The organism is uncultured Meiothermus sp., assembly GCF_937863175.1.
In the GTDB taxonomy this organism is placed as follows: domain Bacteria; phylum Deinococcota; class Deinococci; order Deinococcales; family Thermaceae; genus Meiothermus.
In genome coordinates this window covers 1-1,497 of the sequence record NZ_CALMCQ010000435.1, presented here as the reverse complement: position 1 = coordinate 1,497, position 1,497 = coordinate 1, and the positions used below count along the sequence as shown (strand labels likewise).

Here is a 1,497-nt window from a genome sequence, read left to right as displayed (position 1 = left end):
CCGAACCCATGCCCCTGTTTCGTTGGCTCTCTGGCTGTATATGATAAAAGCCTAGAATCGGAGCCTACTGCGTTGACGCTCCCCTGAACACACCCTATACTCTGCGCCAGGGTGTCAAACAATCGTTCGTTTGAAGAAGGCAAGCTGGAGAAGATGAACCGTCGCGATGAAATCCTGGACGCGGCAGGCCAGCTTTTTAGCCGTCAGGGTTTTCACGCCACCTCCATGCGCGACCTGGCCCGCGCGGTCAACCTGCAAGGGGGCAGCCTCTACGCGCATATCGAGTCCAAGGAAGAAGTGCTGTTTGAGCTGGTTAATCGGGCTGCGGACGGTTTTTTGAGCAGTGCCGAGATGATCCCGGCCAACCTCACTCCCGGGGAACGGCTCGAGCGCCTCATCCGGGGGCACCTGGAAGTGATGGTGCGCGAACTGGACAATGCCACGGTCTTTTTCCACGAGTGGAAGTTCCTTAATCCAGTCCTGCAAAGCAAGATTACAGCCCGTCGCGATGCCTACGAGGGCCACTTCCGCAAGACCTTAGAGGCCGGGGTTGCCTCGGGCCAATTCCAGGTAGAGGATGTGCGACTGGCAACCCTTTTCGTCTTGTCGGCCCTGAACTGGACCTACCACTGGTATCGGCCTGGGGGCAAGCTGACCCTGGACTCGCTGTCGCGTCACTACCGGGATCTGGTTTTCAAGACCCTGGGTGCAGGGTAGAGCGGTTCTTTAAGCGGGCTGCGAGCGCTGGCGTCCAGTACCCCGCTGGGCGCTCCCTGCGCCGTTTTTGCCTCGCACCTCCGGTATCCGCCACTTCGGCCCAAAGTCTGCCTCATCCGACTGGAGAGCTGTCCTCGTATAGCCCAGTATATGACCTACCTACGCCAGCCAGGATTCCTGGAGCGCCTGCAGGAGAGTGAGCGTCAGCGTCTGGGGCAGATCTGCCCACCCCGCAGGTACCGGCCAGGAGAGTTTCTGTATCACGAGGGCGATGCTTGCCGGGGGTTGACCCTCCTGATAGAGGGTCAGGTCAAGCTCTCGAGGCTGGCACTCACCGGCCAGGAACGCATCGTATACATCGCCGGGAGCGGAGACCTGCTCGGAACCAATTTTCTCGAAGAGGATGCAGTTCACAAGACCGATGCGGTATGCATGAGCCGGGTGATGATCTGTCCGGTGGAAAAAAGCCACATCGAGCAGGTAGCGCGGGAACTGCCCAACGTGCCGCTGCGTCTGGCGCAGGTGCTGGCTGTGCGCATGGAACAGCTCGAGGCCCAGCTCGAGATCGCCTCCGCTCCGGTAGCCGTGCGTCTGGGCCAGACTATTTCCTGGCTAGCCCAGCGTTTTAGCGCGCCCGATTACTCAGCCTGGCGGGTGTTGCCGATGGAACTCAAACAAGAAGACCTGGCCTCCATGTGCGGCACCACCCGTGTGACCGTCACCCACACCCTGGGAGAGTTGCGCAACCTGGGCCTGGTCGAAGGCACCCGGGGACGCTAC

General features: G+C 60.5%; 2 protein-coding genes. Both read left to right on the top strand.

Annotation, left to right across the window (positions count from 1 at the left end; translation table 11 throughout):
* Window positions 1-153 precede the first annotated feature (153 nt).
* Complete coding sequence (locus Q0288_RS16240) at window positions 154-717, top strand: TetR/AcrR family transcriptional regulator (protein WP_299432796.1); 564 nt, start codon at window positions 154-156, stop codon at window positions 715-717.
* 150 nt (window positions 718-867) lie between these two features.
* Window positions 868-1,497, top strand: a 630-nt coding sequence (locus Q0288_RS16235) for a Crp/Fnr family transcriptional regulator (protein WP_299432793.1), incomplete at its 3' end; no start/stop codon positions are given.

Bases quoted from the DNA above. Each gene is read 5' to 3' on its own strand.
- Q0288_RS16240 (WP_299432796.1), top strand. From the start codon at position 154: ATGAACCGTCGCGATGAAATCCTGGACGCGGCAGGCCAGCTTTTTAGC.